At 68.4% G+C, this 18,038-nt stretch carries 17 protein-coding genes; 1 reads left to right on the forward strand and 16 read right to left on the reverse strand.

The features are described 5' to 3' along the window. Window positions 1–27 precede the first annotated feature (27 nt). The 15 genes from BM013_RS12160 to BM013_RS12230 form a co-directional block, all read right to left on the reverse strand. Entirely contained in the window at window positions 28–2,292 is a 2,265-nt protein-coding gene (locus BM013_RS12160) for a spermidine synthase (RefSeq protein WP_093127120.1), read from the reverse strand. After that, window positions 2,292–3,491, reverse strand: coding sequence for a TadE/TadG family type IV pilus assembly protein (locus BM013_RS12165; protein WP_093127123.1), 1,200 nt, complete (start codon window positions 3,489–3,491; stop codon window positions 2,292–2,294). Before BM013_RS12165 ends, BM013_RS12160 begins: the two co-directional genes overlap by 1 nt. A gap of 21 nt (window positions 3,492–3,512) precedes the next feature. Continuing rightward, on the reverse strand, window positions 3,513–3,860 hold the full coding sequence (locus BM013_RS12170) for a DUF192 domain-containing protein (RefSeq protein WP_093127125.1): 348 nt from the start codon (window positions 3,858–3,860) through the stop codon (window positions 3,513–3,515). Between the two features lie 21 nt (window positions 3,861–3,881). Next, window positions 3,882–4,772 carry a type II secretion system F family protein gene (locus BM013_RS12175; RefSeq protein ID WP_093127127.1) on the reverse strand — a complete coding sequence of 297 codons (891 nt, stop codon included), beginning with the start codon at window positions 4,770–4,772 and terminating at the stop codon, window positions 3,882–3,884. 18 nt (window positions 4,773–4,790) lie between these two features. Next, on the reverse strand, window positions 4,791–5,648 hold the full coding sequence (locus tag BM013_RS12180; RefSeq protein WP_093127130.1) for a type II secretion system F family protein: 858 nt from the start codon (window positions 5,646–5,648) through the stop codon (window positions 4,791–4,793). Continuing rightward, a complete protein-coding gene (locus tag BM013_RS12185; protein ID WP_093127133.1) occupies window positions 5,645–7,288 on the reverse strand; it encodes a TadA family conjugal transfer-associated ATPase in 1,644 nt (547 codons plus the stop codon). Before BM013_RS12185 ends, BM013_RS12180 begins: the two co-directional genes overlap by 4 nt. 11 nt (window positions 7,289–7,299) lie before the next feature. Beyond that, window positions 7,300–8,937 carry a type II and III secretion system protein family protein gene (locus BM013_RS12190; RefSeq protein ID WP_093127136.1) on the reverse strand — a complete coding sequence of 546 codons (1,638 nt, stop codon included), beginning with the start codon at window positions 8,935–8,937 and terminating at the stop codon, window positions 7,300–7,302. A gap of 53 nt (window positions 8,938–8,990) precedes the next feature. Further along, a complete protein-coding gene (cpaB, locus tag BM013_RS12195) occupies window positions 8,991–9,950 on the reverse strand; it encodes a Flp pilus assembly protein CpaB (protein WP_093127139.1) in 960 nt (319 codons plus the stop codon). Window positions 9,951–9,956: 6 nt separating this feature from the next. Next, the gene (locus tag BM013_RS12200) at window positions 9,957–10,181 is read right to left on the reverse strand and encodes a hypothetical protein (protein ID WP_093127141.1); all 225 of its coding nucleotides are present in this window, start codon (window positions 10,179–10,181) and stop codon (window positions 9,957–9,959) included. Window positions 10,182–10,192: 11 nt separating this feature from the next. After that, on the reverse strand, window positions 10,193–10,924 hold the full coding sequence (locus BM013_RS12205) for a hypothetical protein (protein ID WP_093127144.1): 732 nt from the start codon (window positions 10,922–10,924) through the stop codon (window positions 10,193–10,195). After that, complete coding sequence (locus BM013_RS12210; protein WP_256221479.1) at window positions 10,924–11,844, reverse strand: hypothetical protein; 921 nt, start codon at window positions 11,842–11,844, stop codon at window positions 10,924–10,926. Before BM013_RS12210 ends, BM013_RS12205 begins: the two co-directional genes overlap by 1 nt. Window positions 11,845–11,953: 109 nt before the next feature. Next, window positions 11,954–13,867, reverse strand: a complete 1,914-nt coding sequence (locus tag BM013_RS12215; RefSeq protein WP_093127147.1) for a pilus assembly protein TadG-related protein — start codon at window positions 13,865–13,867, stop codon at window positions 11,954–11,956. 36 nt (window positions 13,868–13,903) lie between these two features. Continuing rightward, a complete protein-coding gene (locus BM013_RS12220) occupies window positions 13,904–14,209 on the reverse strand; it encodes a Flp family type IVb pilin (protein WP_093127150.1) in 306 nt (101 codons plus the stop codon). A 136-nt stretch (window positions 14,210–14,345) separates the two neighbouring features. Next, window positions 14,346–15,284, reverse strand: coding sequence for an AraC family transcriptional regulator (locus tag BM013_RS12225; RefSeq protein ID WP_093127153.1), 939 nt, complete (start codon window positions 15,282–15,284; stop codon window positions 14,346–14,348). A gap of 389 nt (window positions 15,285–15,673) precedes the next feature. After that, window positions 15,674–16,117, reverse strand: coding sequence for a putative toxin-antitoxin system toxin component, PIN family (locus BM013_RS12230; protein WP_093127156.1), 444 nt, complete (start codon window positions 16,115–16,117; stop codon window positions 15,674–15,676). Between the two features lie 119 nt (window positions 16,118–16,236). Here BM013_RS12230 and BM013_RS12235 point away from each other — a divergent pair, with 119 nt between their 5' ends. Next, window positions 16,237–16,740: a surface-adhesin E family protein gene (locus BM013_RS12235; protein WP_177225468.1), complete on the forward strand. Its 504-nt coding sequence runs from the start codon at window positions 16,237–16,239 to the stop codon at window positions 16,738–16,740. Here BM013_RS12235 and BM013_RS12240 read toward each other — a convergent pair. Beyond that, a complete protein-coding gene (locus tag BM013_RS12240; protein ID WP_093127158.1) occupies window positions 16,726–17,982 on the reverse strand; it encodes a THUMP domain-containing class I SAM-dependent RNA methyltransferase in 1,257 nt (418 codons plus the stop codon). The genes BM013_RS12235 and BM013_RS12240 overlap by 15 nt on opposite strands. Window positions 17,983–18,038: the final 56 nt, after the last annotated feature.

The following is an 18,038-nucleotide window of genomic DNA, read 5'->3' on the forward strand; positions in this document are numbered from 1 at the left end:
CCATCTGAACTCACTACGGCTTGCGCCTCACTGCCACTTCAGCACGCCCAGCAGGTTGCTGAAGTCGTCCGTCCACAGCGCCGCACGGGCGCCGCTGGCTGCTTCCATGGGTTCGGCACGCTCCCGCACCATCGGGTCCGCCAGGAAGCGCGCGTCGCGCGTGAGCAGCACGTAGTCCGAGGTGTGCTCCAGCGTGACGTTGCCGCGCTCGGGCTCGAAGCGCACACGCAGCGCCTGCAGGCCCGCATCGTCCCCCAGGCGCTTCAGCACGGGCGCCAGGTCCAGGTGCCGGTTGCTGATGTGGAACGCGATCACGCCGGTGGGCTTCAGGTGCCGCAGGTACAGCGCCAGCGCTTCGCGCGTCATCAGGTGCATGGGAATCGCATCGCCGGAGAACGCATCGACCACCAGCACGTCGAAACGCTGCGGCCCTTGCGCGTCGAGCTCCTGCTGCAGCAGCAGCCGCGCGTCACCCGGCACCACCTCGACATGCGCAGCCGAGTCCGCAAGAAACGTGAAGTGCGCGCGCGCCGCCGCCGTCACCAGCGGGTTGATCTCGTAGAAGCGCATCGTGTCGCCCGCGCGCCCGTAGGCCGCGAGCGTGCCCACGCCCAGGCCGATGACACCCACGCGCTGCGGCGCGGCCCGGTTCGCGCGCAGCGCCACGCCGGCGCCCGACTGGGGTCCGTAGTAGGTCGTCGGCAGCCGCCGGTAGATGGCGCCCATCACCTGCTCGCCGTGCGAGATCACGCCGTGCATCAGCCGGCGCGACGAGGTCAGCGCACCCGGAATGCCGAACTGTTCCACGCGCAGCGCACCGTAGAAATTGCGCACGCGCAGCAGGGTCCGGTTGTCGGCTTCGAGCACGCTGGACACCGACAGCCACGCCACGGCCGCCGCAGCCAGCGCACCGGCCAGCCCCGCGCCCGCGGCCCATGCGCGCGCGCGCCATGCGGTGTAACCGGCCGCGAAGCAGGCCAGCGCGACCACCGCCGCATGAAAGACGTTCAGCGACACCGCGACCGCATCCATCTTCAGGAAGGCGCCGAAGCCCAGCACCACCGCGAAGGCGAACACCAGCCATACCCACTGCTGGCGCGCACGCGCGAGCCACAGCATGACCAGCCCCGGCAACGCCAGGCTCGCCGGCAGCTCCCAGTAGCCGTTGAAGAAGTGCGGCGCGAACACGCCCGCGAAGAGGCCGCCCACGGCACCGCCGAGCGCCAGCAGCAGGTAGAAGCGCGTGAGCCGCGCGGGCCCGGGCCGCGCCCGCGCAAGCTCGCCGTTCGCGAACATGCAGATCGCGAACAGCCCCGCGCAGTACAGCCCGATGGCCGCGGCGATCGGCAGCGAGCGCTGCGGCGTGTTCAGGTACCAGCCCATCACCGGCGTGAGCAGCAGCACCGCGGGCCAGAAGAGCCAGCGCCGGTACCAGAAGTCGCTGTCGAAGCACAGCACGAAGCTCAGCAGGTACAGCGCGAGCGGCACGATCCACAGCATCGGCACCGAGGCGATGTCCTGGGTGATGAAGGCCGACACCGCGAGCAGCGCGACCGTGCCGAGCGCGGCCAGCACCAGCCACAGGAGCTGGTCGCGCCACGACAGCGGCGCCGCGGGTGCAGCCGATGCCGCCGCGGCTTCGGCGCCGGCCTGTGCTGGCCGCGCCTTCCCCACCGCCACCACCGACGCGATCGCCAGCACCGCGAACAACCCGAAGCCCGCCGACCACGCCACGGCCTGCACGCGCAGCGCGAACACCGGCTCCAGCACGAAGGGGTACACCACCAGCGCCGCCAGCGCCGCGAGGTTCGACAGCGCGAACAGCCGGTAGACCTTCGCCTGGCGCAACTCGGCGCCCGCGTGCAGCCGCGCGACCCAGCTCTGCACCAGCGGCCCGGTGGTGCACACGGCGAGGTACGGCAGCCCGACGGTGGCGGCCAGCACCGCGAGCACGCCCGCCGCGGGGTCGCCCTGGCCGGTCGGCTTCCATGCGGCATCGGGGATCACCGGCAGCATGGCGCAGGCCGCGAGCAGCAGCAGCGCATGCACCACGGCCTGCGTGCGCAGCGGCCGGCGCGACAGCCGGTCGGCATAGAAGTAGCCCAGCAGCAGCACCACCTGGAAGAACACCAGGCACAGCGTCCACACCGCGGCCGAGCCGCCGAACCACGGCAGGATCTGCCGCGCGATCAGCGGCTGCACCAGGAACAGCAGGAAGGCCGAGACGAAGATCGTGGAGGCACACAGCGCCAGCGCGCCCCCACCGCGTGCAGCGTTCGCCGCCTTGCGCATCAGGGGGCGGTGCCCGGGTTCGGCACCTTGTCGAGCTGGCCCTTCACCGAGCCGTCCCAGATGGCCGGGCAGAAGGAATTGCCATCGCCGATCTTGTCGGCCGCCGCGTCGACGCCCTTGGCCAGCAGCTGCGAGGCCCACTCGGTGCTGTTGTTGCGCACGAAGGCGAAGATGTTGGTCATGGCGTCCTGCGGCTTTTCCAGCACGTTGATGCCGGCGTTGTTGCTCCACGCCGGGTCCCACTGCAGGTCGATGCTGCGGTCGCTCTTGGGCCCGAACGAATAGAACGGGTGCCAGTACATCGGCGACTCCATGCCCGCCACGCCGTCGGCGGCCAGCGGGATCTTGCCGTTGGCGATGTAGTAGGCGTCGAGCTGGTTCAGGCGGAAGTCGGTGCCCGGCGCGCTGGCGCCGTCGGTCGACAGCAGCTTGAACCATGCCTCGGCCGCGAACTGGTAGCCCTTGAGCGCCGTCAGGATGATCCTGTTGGCCACCGGAATCCCGAGGCGGTAGCCGTAGTGCACGCGCAGGTGCAGCACGCTGGATTCACCGAGCGTCTTGTTCGACACGTTGCCGCGCAGCTCCGCGTCGGGCGGCAGCGGATCGTCGATGCCCACGGTGGTGCTCATGGCCTTGGCCTTGAAGTCGTAGGGCAGCGGCTTGCGGTAGCGCATGGTGTCGTTGGGGATCTGCATGATCCAGCGGTTCTCGCCGAAGTTCTCGATGAAGGCCCAGTCGACGAAGGCGGTCTGCGTCGGGTTCAGGTACTCGATGCAGGCCGACTCGATCAGGTCGGTGTTGGTGTCGATCCATCCCTTGAACATGCCGCCCACGCTGGCGTCGCGCACGTTCAGCGGCATCATGCCCTTGACCAGCCCCTGCCACACGCTGCCGCGCGTGAGCGCGTTGGTGGTGAGCTCGAGCGCGGCGCTGTTGAGCGTGCTCAGGCCCGGCGTGGTCGAGTTGCCGATGCGAAAGACGAAGGGCAGCGGCATGCCGTTGTTGAGCGAGCCGGCGCGCGCGGCCTCGTGCGCGGCGTACTCCAGCGTGAGGCGCGCGCGGTAGATCAGGCCGAACTGCACCACGCACATCACGAAGAGGATCAGCAGCGGCAGCGCGATCATCGTCTCGGTCATGGAGGCGCCGCGCTGCGCACGCGCCAGGCGATGCCCGCGAAGCTTGTGAGGGGTGGAATGCATGGCCTTCTCCTTCGAGTGTGTTCACCAGCCCGACAACTGCAACCCCGGACTCAGCGCCAGCCGGCGCGCCTGGCCCGCGGCCAGCTCGAGCACGCTGGCCGCGCCCAGGCACATGGCCATGCGCATCGGGCGCAGGCTCTCGACCACGCGCGCGATGCCGCCGTGCCGGTCCAGAAAGACGACGTCGATCGGATAGCGCATGCCCACCGTGTGCACCGAGCTGCAGCGCATGATCAGCAGGCCTTCGCAGGCGGCGAGCTTCGGCCGGCCGAGCAGCCCGCGCGTGCGGTCCCAGCCGCGCTCGGCCACGCGCACGGGACCGAAGGGCTGGGCCTGGGGGGATCGGGATCGGAGGGAGACAATGCGCATCGGCTTTTTTTCTCGGCGGTTTCAGCGGTTCTGGGTTTCGAGGAACTGCATCACCAGCGGGAAGAAGATGATGATGAAGGTCACCGGAAAGATGAAGATCACCAGCGGCCCGATCATCTTCACGGGCGCTTCCATGGCGAGCTTCTCGGCCATCTGGAAGCGCTCGGTGCGGCGCTGGTCCGAGATGGCGGAGAGCGTGTCGGCCAGGCTCGCACCCAGCGACTCGGCCTGCGTGAGGTTCGACACCAGGCTCTTGATGTGCTTGTTGTCCAGGCGGTCGGCCAGCGCGTTGAGCGCGTCCATGCGGCTCGCGCCGGTGCGCATCTCGCGCATCATGCGGTCGAACTCCTGGCCCAGCGCGCCGCCCGGGCCCTTCTGCACCGCCTGCGCGATCGCGCCGGTGAGGCTCAGGCCGGCCTGGCAACACAGCGTGATCATGTCCAGGTAGCCCGGCAGCGTGCGCAGGATGTCCTTCTCGCGCTTCTTGCGGCGGTCCCGCATCCACATCACCGGGTACAGCCACCCCGCCACGCACGACGACAGCGTGACCCACACCTTGGTGGCGGCCATCGCGTCGAGCAGCCCGGCGGTCCACAGGCCGAGCGCGGCCACCACGATCAGCGACACCACCTGCACCGCGATGAACTCCTCGGCCTTCAGCACGAACTCCAGGCCCGCGAGCTGCAGCTGGCGCTTGCGCTTGACCAGCATCGAGGTGGGCGCGATCTCCGACACGTGGAACTGCAGGATGTTCACCACCGGCCACACCAGCCGCAGCATGCGCGGCAGCGGGTCCATGTGCGTGCGCTCCGAAGGCCTGGCCTTGCGGATCAGCGAGATCATGTACAGCAGCAGGATCACGCCCGTGGTCGCGCACAGGAAGATGATGGCCAGGAGGATCAGCGAGCGCATGGTCTGGTGCCTCCGGCCTCAAATGTCGATGGCCACGATCTTGCGGATCATCGCGTAGCCCAAGAGCAGCATCACGGCGACCACCGTCAGCACGACCCAGCCGATGGTCGTGGTGAACAGCAGGCTCATGGTGGGCTGCATCAGGTAGAGCACGCCCATCAGCAGCAGCGGAAAGAGCGTCATCACCAGGCCCTGGATGCGGCCCTGCGCCGTCAGCGCCTTGATGCGGCCTTCCAGGATGGCCTTGCGGCGCAGCGTCTCGGCCAGCACCTGCAGCGGCTCCGACAGGTTGCCGCCCACCTCCTTGGACACGCGCAGCGCCACCACCACCAGCACGAAGTCGGGAATGCCCAGGCGCTGCGACATCTTCTGGATGGCGTCGTCGAAGCTCACGCCCAGGCGCTGCTCCTTGAGCACCAGGCCGAACTCCTGCCCCAGCGGACCCACCTGGTCGCGCACCAGCACCTGGATGGCGACCGACAGCGCGCTGCCGGCACGCAAGGCGCTCGCTATGAAGAGCAGCGCGTCGGGCAGCTCCGATTCGATCTGCTGCCTGCGTTTCTTGCGCTGCCACGCGAACCAGCGCGCGGGCAGCAGGTACAGCACGACGGCCGCCACCACGCCGCCGATGAGGTTGCCCGAGATGAGCCATCCGACGGCGCCGCACAGCGCCACCAGGAAGGCATGGCCCGACGCGAACGCCACCGCGTGCTGCGCCTGGAACTCCGACAGGTTCAGCGTGCGCCGGCCGCTGGCCTGCAGTTTGGCCATGACCTTGCCGACCAGCTCCGGCGAGCGCTGCAGCAGCAGATAGCCGCACAGCGTGATGAAGCCCATGCCGCAGAGCACGGAGGCCAGCAGGATCATTCCCTTCATGGCACGGTCTCCCCGAAGAGATATTCCAGGTCGAGCTTCAGGCCGTGCTCCTGCAGGCGCGTGAAGAACTCGGGCACGGTGCCCGCGGCGGTGAAGTGGCCCACGGTCTTGAAGGTGTCGTCCACGCCGGTCTTGCGGAAGGCGTACACGTCCTGCATCTGGATCACGCCGTCGGCGAAGCCGGTGATCTCGGTGATCTGCGTGACCTTGCGGCTGCCGCACGGAAAGCGCGTGAGCTGCACGATCAGGTCGACCGCCGAGGCGATCTGCTCGCGGATGGCCGCCACCGGGATGTTCATGCCCGCCATGGTCACCAGCACCTCCAGCCGCGACATCGCGTCGCGCGGCGAGTTCGAGTGCAGCGTGGTCAGCGAGCCGTCGTGGCCGGTGTTCATGGCCTGCAGCATGTCCAGCGCCTCGCCGCCGCGGCACTCGCCCACCACGATGCGGTCGGGCCGCATCCGCAGCGAGTTGCGCACCAGGTCGCGAATGGCGATGGCGCCCTTGCCTTCGATGTTGGCCGGGCGCGATTCCAGCGACACCAGGTTGGGCTGGCCCAGCGAGAGCTCGGCCGCGTCCTCGATGGTCACGATGCGCTCGTTGGGCGGGATGAAGTTCGACACCATGTTCAGCAGCGTCGTCTTGCCGGTGCCGGTGCCGCCCGAGACGATGATGTTGAGCTTTTCCTCCACCGCGATGCGCATGAATTCCACCATCTGCGCGGTGATCGAGCCGGTGCGGATCATGCCCTCGTGGCCCATGCGGTTCTTCGGGAACTTCCGGATCGTGACGCTGGGCCCGCGCAGCGCCAGCGGCGGAATGATGGCGTTCACGCGCGAGCCGTCCTTCAGCCGCGCGTCCACCATCGGCGAGCTCTCGTCGATGCGCCGGCCCAGCGGCGTCACGATGCGCTCGATGGCCCCCAGCACCGCGATGTTGCTGGTGAAGGCGACGTTGGTGCGCTCCAGCCGGCCCGCGCGCTCGATCCAGATCTCGTCGAAGCGGTTGACCATCACTTCGGTCACGCTCTCGTCCTTCAGCAGCACCTCCAGCGGGCCCAGGCCGATGGCTTCGTCCAGCAGCTGCTGGCTCAGCAGCGCGCGGTCGAGCTCCGCCGGCATGTCGCGCGTGTCGCGGATGATCTCGCTGATCAGCGCGCGGATGTTGGAGCGCAGCTCCTCGTCCTTCATCTGCGCGGTGTCGATGCGGCGGTTGTCCAGCTGCTGCAGCAGCGTGCGGTGCAGCGAACGGCGCCATTGCAGCAGCGGGTCTTCGATGGCCAGCGAGGTCTCGGCCATCTGCGTGGCGTCGGCCGCGTCCTGCGGTTCGGTGCCCGCGGGCCGCAGCGCCGTGTCCAGCGACACCACCAGCGTGTGGCCGCCGATGATGATCTCTTCTCCGCCCTTCATGGGCCCGAAGCGCGTGACGCGGTTGCCGTCGACCCAGGTGCCGAAGAGGCTGCCCAGGTCCTGCACGAACACCTCCTCGTCGTGCAGCACGAACTGGGCGTGCAGCTTCGCGACGTTCCAGCCCGACAGCACGATGTGGCTGCCGCTGTCCTTGCCGACCTGGAGTTCCGCGATGTCGATCGGGACCTCGCGCACGGCCTGCTGCGGGGAATTGACGAAGACCTTGTGCATGGCTGCGGGCCTCAGGGAGCAACGGGCTGGCCGGGCGTGCCGACCGGCGTGGCGCCGATGCCGCCGATGTCACCGTTCGTGGCCGGCGGGCGGGCACCGCCGGGGTCCGACTTGTCCTCGGTCAGGGTGCCGAAGTTGCGGCCCACGTCCTGCTGCAGCTGGCGCGCGCGCTCGATGCGCGGCTGGCCGTAGGCCGGGTCGACCACGCGCGGCGTGATGAACACCACCACTTCCTGTTCCTTGTCGGTGTCGTTGTCGGCGCGGAAGGCGCGCCCGATGATCGGCGCCTTGCGCAGGCCCGGCACGCCGTCGCTGGAGCGCGTGGACTCGCGGCTGAGCAGGCCCGACAGCACGATGGTCTCGCCGGCCTTCACGTTGAACTCGGTGTCGGTGCGCCGGATCAGGAGGCCCGGAATGCCCTGCACCGCCACGCTGCGGTCGATGCTGCTGACCTCGGTGAGGATGCTGCCCGAGATGTTGCCCTCGCCGTCGGCGATGGGCTTGATGTTCAGCCGCACGCCGTAGGGCTTGAACTCGACCGAGCCCGCGCCCTGCGTGCTGAGCGCGGGCAGCGGGATCTCGCCGCCGGCCAGGAACTTGGCCTCGCCGCCGCTGCGCGTGGACAGGTTGGGCGAGGCCAGCAGGAAGGCGTTGCCGCGCTGCACCAGCAGGTTGATGCGCGAGCTCAGCGTGAGGCCGATGCCGAAATAGGCCTCGGGCATGCGGCGGTTCTGGGTCAGCAGGTTCGGGGTGTTGGCGCTGTTGAAGGCGGTGCCGTCGGGCAGCACACGGTAGCTGCCGCTGGAGGCGATGTCCGAGAACAGGCCGAAGTTGAAGCCGTCGCCCGAGCTCTGCCAGCGCACGCCCAGGTCGTCCAGCGCGGTCTTGCTGAACTCGACGATGCGCACCTGGATGTCCACCATGCGGTCCACGCGGATGCGCTCCGCCGTGGCCAGCGACACCACCGCGGGCGCATACAGCTGCGCCACCGTGTTCAGGCGCTCGACCGCGGCGGGGTCGAGGCTGTTGCCGTCCATGATGATGCGCTCGCCGATGCGGCGGATGTTCACGCCCGAGATGCCGTGCGTGATCTCGCGCAGCTCGTCGGCGATGCGGTCGAGGTCGACCACGTTCACGCGCACCTTGAGCTTGCGCACGGTGCCGTTCTTGTCCCAGACGTGCAGGGTGCTGTCGCCCGCGTCCTGCGCGGTGATGAGCATGTTGGCGCCGTCGAGCACGCGCGCCTCCAGCACCTTGCCGCTGCCGATCGCCACGCGGGCCACGCCCGGCATCTTGACCAGCACCATCTGCCCGACGTACAGCGTGAGCGTGTCGGGCAGCCGCTGCAGCACGGTGGCGCGCGCGGCGATGCGCTGCAGTTCACCCTCGGTGATGGAAGCCTGCTGCGGTGGCGGTGCGGGCGCGCGGATGCCCGGCGAGGTTTCGGGGGCGCGGGACACCGGCACGCCGGAGGGCCTCGCCGGGAACGACGATGCACCCGAAGGCACTGCCGAGGCACCTGTACCCGAAGGCACCACCGCGCCGAGGGGCACCGGCGAGGCCGCCGCGCCGGGGTACGGACCCTGGGCCTGGGCCGGGAAAACAAGACACAGCGCCGTCGCTGCCAAGGTGCATCGCTTGAGATTCATCGAACTTTTCTGGAGATCAGGAAAACGCACGCGCCTGGGGGGGCGGGAAGACTTCAGCGCACCGGCAGTTCTGCCGGCGGCAGCGCGGCGCCCAGGCCCGCGCCACCGGCCCGGCTCTGGTTGCCGGCGCCGCCCACGATGTATTCGACGCCGGGCCGCGCGGGTGCGCTGGACACCGCCATCGGGCGCGCGCGCTGCGGCCTGAAGCCGCTCACGATGGCGTCGAGGTCGACCGCGTCGACCCCGCTGGTCATGGTGGCGCGGTCGTCCGGGTTGCGCAGCGTGGCGATGATCTTGCCCAGGCGCTGGGCCAGGATGAGCTTCTGCGCGTCCTGCGGCTGGATCGCCACGGTGACGGTGGAATAGCGTTGCTGCGCGTACGGGTCGGTGTCGGCCGAGACGTCGGAGCGCTTGCGCATCGCGGCGAACTGCTCCGAGGTGATCTGGCCGGTGGCGCGCACCTCCACGTCCTGCAGCAGCGGGATCACCACCGAAGGATCGTTGGCGGCGTTCTTGTCGACCATGTACATGAAGTCGATGCGGTCGCCCGCGCGCAGCATGCCCGAGATGGAGCTGATCTCGTCCACCGGGATGGTGATGGCGCGCACGCCCTGCTCGATCTCCTGCGCGAACACCTTTCGCGGCGCCGAGAAGAACGAGGCCAGCAGCGGCTTGCCCGCGGCCACCGGCACGGAGAGCTGGCGGCCCGCGAACTGCGCGAAGGTCTCGGGCGTGAGCGCGTCGTTGTGCACGTACTCGTTGGGCACCGAGCGCTTGGCCACCATGCCGGGCAGCACCGTGGTGCCGTCGCCCAGCGCCTGGCGCGCCACCACCACGTCGCGGCGCTGGCTGTCGGCGTCCTTCTCGAGGCTGGCGGCGATCTCTCGCTCGCTGGCCCGCAGGTAATACCAGCCCAGGCCCGCGGCCAGCAGGCCCAGCATCAGGGCACCGATCAGGGGGGACAGCCGTTTGACGCTTTGCTTGAACTTGAGAAGTCCCGGAGATGATTTCATGCCTGGCTACAGAGGATAGGAAAGGGTGTACGAGTAGGTCGACCAGGCATCGCGGAAGGCCTTGATGAGCAGGCCGATCACGGAACGGTCGGCGCCCGGGAAGGTGGCGAACAGCATCACGGCCAGGATGCCGGCGACGATCACGTACTCGGCGATGACCTGGCCGCGCTGGGCGCCGCGGGAAGAAGAACGACGGTGACTGCCGTGAAGGCGGCGGTGGCGTGGGCGCATGGCGGTCGCTCTCATTCCGGCGTGGTCTGGCTGGCGACGATGAAGTAGCCGTCGTCGCGCTTGGAGATGGTCACGACCATCTCCTCGCTGTTGCGGCGGAACACCAGCGCCGAGCGCGTGCCGCCCTCCACGGTGCGGTCCTGCAGCAGGGTCCAGCCCAGGCGGATCATCTGTTCGCGCAGGTAGAGCGCATTGGTCTCCACGCTCACGCCGTTGGTGACGACGATGGTGCGGTTGCGCTGGCCCTCGTCGAAGGAGAGCGTGTCCGACACCACCTGCGAGCCGGCCGGGCGCGGAAAGCCCTTGCCGATGCGCTCGGCACGCTCCTGCATGCGCTGCTCGCTCTGCACCTCGTCGTAGACCCTGGCGGCCACCAGCCGCCCCGCCGTGCCCTCGGGCCGTGCGCGCAGCTGCACAGTGACCTGGTACATGCCCAAACGCGCGCCGAGCACGCGCAAGGCGCCGACGGTGCTCACGCCGTAGCCGGCCTTGTCGGCCAGCCACTTCTCGTAGTAGCGCGACACGGCCTCCATGGACTCCGTGGACTCGATGCCGCGGATCTGCATGGGAACGGTGTTCTGCTCGATGTACTCGGCGATCCAGAAGGTCTTGGCGCCCGAGGGCGACGGAATCGCCGGCCAGTCCAGTTGCGGCGGTGCCGCGGCGGCCACCTGGGGGGCACCGCACAGGCAAAGCCAGGCGGCGGCGAGCATCCATCGCAGGAACGGCGCGGGCACGGTCATCAGGGCAGCGTGTTGACCACGGGGGTCGGCGGAAAGGCGCGGTAGTAGCGGAAGTGGTCCTTGACGCTGCCGCCGTTCGCCTCGCCGTCGCCGCCGGTCTCGCCGGTCGCTCCGGGCGGAATGCGCTCGAAGCGGTCCAGCGGGGTCTTCTCCAGGGCGTCGCCCGGCGTGAAACCCATGGTGAGGTTGTTCATGTCGAAGGCCGGAAAGATCTGCTTGATCTGGTAGGCCGTCTGGTGCATGCCGCCGCGCAGCTGCTGGTAGAACGCACCGTCGAGCAGCTTCAGCGGCACCAGGCCCTGGATCTTGGATTCCTCGCGGTTCGTGCCGCCGGCGTTCCAGGCTTCGGTGAGCATGGTGACCTGCTCGCTCATGTCCAGCGCGGGCACCAGCGTGAACTTCGTGTTGGTCTGGCTCACCTTCACCTCGTGGCGCAGGTAGCCGCTGCTCACCATCTGGAACTTGCCCAGCGGCCCGGTGATTGCGTTGCCCCCCAGCGCGGCCTGCGCCACGCGGATGCCGTCGAACACCACGTCGCTGGCATTGAGCAGCGACGGCATGGGCGCGGCCGTGCTCGACGCGGTGACCGCCGTGGTGCGCGGATCGATCGCCGGCAGCGTCGGCTCGAACTCCGCGATGTCGGCGGCGTGGATGGAGATGCCGGGCTCGGTGCGATCGCGAAAGATGTGGCGGCGCAGGTCGCGCGTGATTTCCGCATCGGTCTTCTTGATGGCACCCGACGCACCCTTGGCTTCGGTGGCGGCGATGCCCTGCTCTTCCGGCATCCACACGGTGCGCTGCCAGGCCACCAGCTTGGCCGCGGCCACGGTCTGCATGCGCTTGGTGCCGTACTCGGCAATGGCCGGAATCGCGGCCAGCGTGATGGCGGCGAAGCTCACGATGAGCAGGGTCTCGACCATCGCATGGCCGGCAGTGGCAGTGCGCGAAGGATGGCGAACGCGAGGCAGGCATCCGGACGGGCGCCGAGGCGAGCATCGAGGTGGGCGGGTCATGCGCGGGCGTCCTTCATCAGTTGCCGTTGTCTTCGTCGGGCGAGCCGCCGACGGCCGCGCCGCCCATGGCGATGGCACGCGCCCACAGCGAGGGCTCCACGTTGTGCACGTGCCAGTAGGGGCTGAAGAGGCTGCGGTGCTCGATGTAGCCGCCCGCGAAGCCCACGTTGTATTTGCCCACTTTCGAAGGATCGGCGACCGCGTTGTCGCGGCGCGCCCAGCGGTCCTGCGGACGGCGGAAGTAGACCTGCGAGGTCGACACCGCCTTGATCTCCCGGCCCTGGAAGTTGTCGCGCAGGCCGGCCTTGCCGTCGGCCGCCGAGTTGCCGAAGCCGGCGACCTCGCCCGTGCGCACCTTGTCGCCGCCCTTTTGCACCACGAGCGTGAAGGCCGGGCCCTTGTCGGTGTTCTTGCCCCACTTCAGCGGGTTGGCGCCCTTGAAGCCGTTCTGCGCGAGCCAGTTGTCCGACTCGTTGGCCACCATCGGCGGGTGGTCCTTGATCTCGGTGAAGCGGGGCATGGCCCAGCTCTTGGTGACGGTGCCGATGTCGGTGCGCGGGCTGTAGTGCAGCTTGGCGTTGAACACGAGCACCGCCATCGGGGCCAGCAATATCTCGCCGTTGCTGTCGCGGCCGGCCCGCTCGAAGGATTCGCGCTCCATGTACGCGGTGTCGCCGATCTCGCCGTTCAGACCGCCGTAGGTGCGGCCCTCGCGGGCGTAGCTGCGCAGCGTGAGGCGCTGGCCTTCCCAGCTTTTCATGTAGTTGGGGCCGCCCGCGGCGGCCGCGCCGGCGCCCAGGCCGAAGCGACCGCGCAGGATGTCGTCCCAGCCGCCGATGAGGTCGGTGTAGAGCACGCCGATGGGCAGCTTGATCTCGATCGAATCGGCCGACTGCCAGCGGATGCGCCCGGTCTCGTCGCCCACGATGCCTTCTGTCGCGACCAGTTCGGTGCCGCCCTTCCACTCGAGCAGCCCGCCCATCATGTCGCCGGTGACATCGCCGAAGCCCGGCGGCGTGACCGGGCTGCTGGAAATCATGCCCTGCATGGCGCCGGACATGCCCGAAGCAACCCAGCCGAGCACGTTGGGCAGGAAGCGGCGGTTCTTGGTCCAGTCGTCGCGCGTGGCCTGCGCGGCATGCGCGAAGCGCAGCACCTCGTTGAACTCGTCGTCGTCGAACGCGAGGCTGCCCGACTGGTGGTAGCTCTTGAGATAGGTGCCCACGTCGGCCACGAACTTGATGACGAAGATCGCGGTCTCCGCCGGCGGCACCGACGCATCGGGGTCGTTCGAGTTGACGACGTCCTTCACCAGCTGCGGCAACTGCGCCGTCGTGCCCACGAGCATCGCGACCTGGCTGGCCGAGATGCCCTGGTTGAACGCGCGAAGGATGTCGGCCCCGATCTGCAGCGGCTTGGCCGAGGGCTCGACGAAGCCGGCAATGCGGTCCGCCGTGCGCTGCAGGCGCTGTGCCTTGGCGAGGTTGCCCAGGTACTGCAGGAAGAAGATGGGGCCCACGATGGGGATGCGGCTGCGCTCCAGGTTGCGCACGCCCTTCAGCGCCTCGGCGACGACCAGCCCCTCCTGGATGTTGGCCGCGCTCGTGATGAGCATGGCCATCGAGGTCTGCACGCTCGCCAGCGTCGCGATGCTCGCCTCGTTGGCGGCCATCGCGCGGTTGGTATAGGCCAGGTAGTTGAGGCTGCGCGCGGTGAGCACGCTGGCGCTGTAGGTGGTCGCGTCGGCCGTGTTCTGCAGCTTCATCTTCTCGCGCGTGGAGGTGGCGGTGTTGTAGACCACCAGCACGCTGAGAAAGATGATCGGCAGCATCGCCACCAGGTACACGATCGCCTGGCCCGACTGGCGCCGGCGCGCACCGGCAGTGGCCGGACAGAGGGAGCGGGAGAGCGAAGCGGCCGCCGGGAGCATCACGCGATCTGGTTCAGGACGTGATGTGTGCGAGGCTTACTTCGCGCCGTCCGCGCCGCCCTTGGTGTAGGTGCTCATGTTCATGTTCACGTCGGCGTTGGTGGACGCCTTGCCGGCCGCGGTCTGTGCCTTGGTGACTTCGGCCGAGCCGGTCTTGCCGCCCACTTCCTGCGCCATGCCGGCGACCTGGTTGCGCATGGTCTGGCCGAAGAAGCTGAACACGGCGATGGCGGCGATGGCGATGAGCCCGAGGATCACCAGGTACTCCGTCATGCCCTGTCCGCGAATCTTGATCTTCGAGGCAACGAGACGGCTCAGAGGGGTCAGGCGATTGATTTGCATGAAAGAGGTTCCTGAATGATGTGACTGAAGAAGCAGCCGGATCGTAGGGACGCTCGTGCATTGCGTTCGATACACTTTTTGCGATTGCCAATACAAATTGACGTTTTGATAATGGTGTCGCAATAAGCCGTGGTCTTTAGTTCTCCGAACTCATCGCGCCTTCCAATCGCAGCTGGCTCTGCCTGCGAAATTCGGTCGGCGTGAGGCCCTTGATCTCCAGGAACTTTCGATTGAAGTTGGAGACGTTGTTGAAGCCGACCTCGTAGCAGATCGAGGTCACGTAGCGGTCGCTGTGCATCAGCATGAGGCAGGCCTTGTTCACGCGCACCTGGTTCACGTAGCTCAGGAAGCTGTGGCCCGTGGCGCGACGAAAGAGCCTGCTGAAGCGCCCCGCATGCATGCCGAGCTCGGCGGCGATGTCGGCCGCGCACACGTCCTTCGAAGGCTCGTTGGCGATGCGAGTGACCACGTCGTTGATGCTCTCCAGGTGCGGGTCGCCGTCGGTCTGCATGCCCGACAGCAGCCGGTAGTCGTCGCATTGCGCCATGTCGGCGAGGAAGTCGCAGAACAGGCTGAAGCGCTTGAGTCCACGCGCGGCCTTCACGCGGCGAAAGTGCTGCTCGGCGCGTTCGGCCATGCCGAAGAACTCGATGCCGAAGCGCGCGCGCTCGAGCATGCGCACCGCTTCGAGCAATTCGGGAATGCGCTGCGCGGCCTCGAAGATGGGGTCGTGCAGGAACTGGATCACCAGGTCGCGCTGCGCGACGCCCTCCGCTGGTGCATCGAGCGAGATCCAGTTGTGCGGCAGCTTCGGCCCGCACAGCACGAGGTGGCCCGGATCGAAGGAGCCGATCCAGTCGCCGACGAAGGCCTGCCCCGACGTGGCCACGATGAGATGCAGCTCGTACTCCTCGTGGCAATGCCAGCGCGCCAGCGGCGTGGGAAACCCGTGCTCGAGGCAACGCACGAGGCCGACTTCTTCGGCAGGCTCGTAGCCCAGGTCGGTGGAGCGTGCGAGCTCTACCTCGAGTTCGGGCAACAGATGACGCGGCGATCGCAGATGAGGACTCGGCATGGCTTTGCTTGAAGGACTGAAAGCATTTCCCGCAACCGGCCGCACCGCGCACGGAGTGCGCGGCGGCGGTGAACGATCGCGGTCTTCGAAGTCGGCATGGTTCGCTTCAGGCACGCCCGCGTGGGGGCCGTGCGAACCGCTTCGGCGCGCCGGAAGATAGTGGGGAGCCCTTGCAAATGCCAGACCCTATGCGGTCGACGGCAGACGATATGCGCGCATGGCAAGCACCCCGGGCAGGTGCGATGCACACCCGCCGGGTTTGTCTATACAGCTGAGACAACGGCAACTCCCTCCGTGATTTGCCGATCAGTAGACCCGAGAGGGCCGGTTGTCTAGAAGTCGAAGCGATGCCGTCGCGAAGTAAGCCTTTTTCGCGCGGCGACGAAGGTTCACATCGCGGCGAGCACCGCCTGCACCACGACGCCTTGCGCGGCCAAACGTTTGCGCATGGTGAGCACCGCCTGGTCCTTGCTGATGAGGCGCGCGCGCTGCGCCACCGCGAGGTCGATGAAGACCTGGTCGTCGGGGTCCTTGCACACGCACGGTGCACGCGGCGGCGTGTCGGCCAGCAGGTGCACGCGCGCATCGAAGGCCGCGAGCACGCTGGCCGCTTCCATCTGCCGCTGCGCGAGCCGCTTCACGATGAGCGGGTAGCCGAGCACGCGCGCGAGTTCGTTGCGCATCGGCGCGGTGGCGAGCCAGCGCAGTTCGCCGGCGGCGAGCGCACTGGCCAGGGGCGCGCAGTCGGGGTTGTCGAACACGAACAGGTCGAGCGCGATGTTGGTGTCGATGACGACGGGGCCAGCTTGCTGCGAGGGTTCTGTCAACGTCATGGGATGTGTGGGGTATTTCGCCGATGTTGCACCATGCGGGCTCACGTCAGCCTCGCGTCGGTTGGGCGCGGGACAATGCCGCCTCCGCTGCGCCTTCACGTCCTTTGCCTTCTTCCTTCATGAAACGATTTCCGCTGCTCTGCCTGGCCCTGCTCGTCTGCGCGGGTGCGCGGGCCGAGTGGCTGACCCTCGCGGGCTCGGCCGGCGACGCCGGCAACGACTACGTGCAGGTCGATCCGACCAGCGTCGAAGCCGAGGGAACGCACCGCATCGTGAAGTTGCGCCTGAGCCTGGCGCAGCCGCGCACCACGCGCGACGGCATCATGTTCCGTTCGTTCGATGCCAAGGTCGATGCCGATTGCGCGGCGCGCAATGCACGCTATGTGAGCGCTACCTACTTCGCGCAGCCCAACTTCGTGGGCGAACCGATGGCCGTGCGGCACTTCGCCGAAGACGATGTGCGCCCGATGACGCTGGGCGGCGCGCCGCGCGAACTGGCCACGCGGACCATCAATGCGGCGTGCAGCGTGCGGCCGAAGGAAGCCAGGGAGTCCAGGGAGTCCAGGGAGTCCGCCGAGCCCCGGGACCCGCCTCCGCCCGAAGGCGAGCTACTTCCGCGCTGAGCCGGCCACCATGTCGAAGCGGAACAGCCGGCATTCGATCGGGCCGTTCCACATCGGCACGCGGCGCGACTCCTTCAGGCGCATCTGCTTGGGCAGCTTGAGGTCGGGCGTGAGCACCCAGGCGGTCCAGCCGGCATAGTTCTTCTTCCAGTGGGTGGCCAGCTGCGGGAAGAATTCACCGCTGTCGCCTCCTTCACCTCCTTCACCTTCCGCGCCTCGTTCGACCTGCGCCGATTCGCGCGCACCGAAACGGCCCGTGCCCGCCACGCCGCCCACCTCGATGCGCTCGCCGTAGGGCGGGTTGAGCATGATCACGCCGCTCTCGACCGGCGGCATGCGCTGCAGCGCGTCGCCGCCGCGGAACTCGATGGCCTGCGCCACGCCGGCACGCTCTGCGTTGCGTTCGGCGAAGTCGACCATGCGGTGCGACACGTCGGAGCCGAAGATGGCCACGCTGCGGTCGCTGGCGGCCGCCTCGGCCTCCTGCTTGATGGCGGCCCACACATGCGCCTGGAACGGCAGCAGCTTCTCGAAACCGAAGCGCCGCAGCGCGCCGGCCGCCATGCCGCGCGCGATCTGCGCGGCCTCGATGGCGATGGTGCCGCTGCCGCAGCACGGGTCGTACAGCGGCTGCTCCGACACGGTGCCCGTTTCGGGGTTCCACCAGCCGCTGGCGGCCAGCATGGCGGCGGCCAGGGTTTCCTTCAGCGGCGCATCGCCCTTGTCCTGGCGCCAGCCGCGCTTGAACAGCGGCTCGCCCGAGGTGTCGATGTACAGCGTGCAGCTGTCGGTGGTCAGGTGGGCGAACACGCGGCAGTCGGGCCACTGCGTCTCGATGCTCGGGCGCACGCCGTTGGCCTTGGCCCGGAAGCGGTCGGCCACGGCGTCCTTGATGCGCAGGGTGGCGAAGTTCAGGCTCTGCAGCGGGCTGTGCTGGGCGGTGGTCTCGATCTTGAAGGTCTGCTTCGGGGTGAACCAGATCTCCCAGGCCACGCCGCTGGCAATGGCATAGAGGTCGTTCTCGTTGCGGTAGGGCGCATGGGCCAGCTCGACCAGCACGCGCTGCGCGAGGCGGCTGTGCAGGTTGAGCTTCAGGGCGTCGCGCCAGTCGGCGCGCACGCGCACGCCGCCGCGCAGGGTGAGCAGGTCCTGGCCGGCGCGGCCGGTCAGGGCGTGCACCTCCTGGGCTAGGAATTCCTCGACGCCGGCGGCGCAAGGCAGGAAAAAGGAGAGATCGTTCACGGAAAGTTGGCCATCGGGAAGCCCGACTAGGGGACTCCATTGTCGCCGCGTCACGC

Source organism: Variovorax sp. OK605 (assembly GCF_900115445.1).
Classification (GTDB): Bacteria; Pseudomonadota; Gammaproteobacteria; order Burkholderiales; family Burkholderiaceae_C; genus Variovorax.

What these genes read in the sequence shown, in the direction of transcription:
- BM013_RS12160 (WP_093127120.1), bottom strand. Translation starts at nt 2,292, where the DNA reads ATGCGCAAGGCGGCGAACGCTGCACGCGGTGGGGGCGCGCTGGCGCTG.
- BM013_RS12165 (WP_093127123.1), bottom strand. Translation starts at nt 3,491, where the DNA reads ATGCATTCCACCCCTCACAAGCTTCGCGGGCATCGCCTGGCGCGTGCG.
- BM013_RS12170 (WP_093127125.1), bottom strand. Translation starts at nt 3,860, where the DNA reads ATGCGCATTGTCTCCCTCCGATCCCGATCCCCCCAGGCCCAGCCCTTC.
- BM013_RS12175 (WP_093127127.1), bottom strand. Translation starts at nt 4,772, where the DNA reads ATGCGCTCGCTGATCCTCCTGGCCATCATCTTCCTGTGCGCGACCACG.
- BM013_RS12180 (WP_093127130.1), bottom strand. Translation starts at nt 5,648, where the DNA reads ATGAAGGGAATGATCCTGCTGGCCTCCGTGCTCTGCGGCATGGGCTTC.
- BM013_RS12185 (WP_093127133.1), bottom strand. Translation starts at nt 7,288, where the DNA reads ATGCACAAGGTCTTCGTCAATTCCCCGCAGCAGGCCGTGCGCGAGGTC.
- BM013_RS12190 (WP_093127136.1), bottom strand. Translation starts at nt 8,937, where the DNA reads ATGAATCTCAAGCGATGCACCTTGGCAGCGACGGCGCTGTGTCTTGTT.
- cpaB (WP_093127139.1), bottom strand. Translation starts at nt 9,950, where the DNA reads ATGAAATCATCTCCGGGACTTCTCAAGTTCAAGCAAAGCGTCAAACGG.
- BM013_RS12200 (WP_093127141.1), bottom strand. Translation starts at nt 10,181, where the DNA reads ATGCGCCCACGCCACCGCCGCCTTCACGGCAGTCACCGTCGTTCTTCT.
- BM013_RS12205 (WP_093127144.1), bottom strand. Translation starts at nt 10,924, where the DNA reads ATGACCGTGCCCGCGCCGTTCCTGCGATGGATGCTCGCCGCCGCCTGG.
- BM013_RS12210 (WP_256221479.1), bottom strand. Translation starts at nt 11,844, where the DNA reads ATGGTCGAGACCCTGCTCATCGTGAGCTTCGCCGCCATCACGCTGGCC.
- BM013_RS12215 (WP_093127147.1), bottom strand. Translation starts at nt 13,867, where the DNA reads ATGCTCCCGGCGGCCGCTTCGCTCTCCCGCTCCCTCTGTCCGGCCACT.
- BM013_RS12220 (WP_093127150.1), bottom strand. Translation starts at nt 14,209, where the DNA reads ATGCAAATCAATCGCCTGACCCCTCTGAGCCGTCTCGTTGCCTCGAAG.
- BM013_RS12225 (WP_093127153.1), bottom strand. Translation starts at nt 15,284, where the DNA reads ATGCCGAGTCCTCATCTGCGATCGCCGCGTCATCTGTTGCCCGAACTC.
- BM013_RS12230 (WP_093127156.1), bottom strand. Translation starts at nt 16,117, where the DNA reads ATGACGTTGACAGAACCCTCGCAGCAAGCTGGCCCCGTCGTCATCGAC.
- BM013_RS12235 (WP_177225468.1), top strand. Translation starts at nt 16,237, where the DNA reads ATGAAACGATTTCCGCTGCTCTGCCTGGCCCTGCTCGTCTGCGCGGGT.